This window comes from Proteus myxofaciens ATCC 19692 (assembly GCF_001654855.1).
In the GTDB taxonomy this organism is placed as follows: Bacteria; Pseudomonadota; Gammaproteobacteria; order Enterobacterales; family Enterobacteriaceae; genus Proteus; species Proteus myxofaciens.
The window spans coordinates 1-225 of sequence record NZ_LXEN01000248.1 but is presented as its reverse complement, the minus strand read 5'-3'; the positions used below and the strand labels follow the sequence as shown (position 1 = coordinate 225).

The window sequence follows — 225 nt, the reverse complement described above, 5'->3', positions numbered from 1 at the left end:
AAAGTCACCATCTCCGGTACCGGCTATGTCGGTCTATCTAACGGCATTCTGCTTTCCCAAAACAACAAAGTCGTTGCGTTAGATATCAATAAAGAAAAAGTCGAATTACTTAACAAAAAAATCTCTCCTATCTCTGATAAAGAAATTGAAGAGTTTTTAGCCACTAAAGAACTCGATTTTACGGCAACATTAGATAAAGAATTCGCTTATAAAGATGCGGACTTT

Annotated in this window: 1 pseudogene; it reads left to right on the top strand. The window is 36.0% G+C overall.

The annotated features are described in order from the left end of the window. Positions 1-225, top strand: a pseudogene (locus M983_RS16805) (UDP-glucose 6-dehydrogenase); the annotation flags it as partial.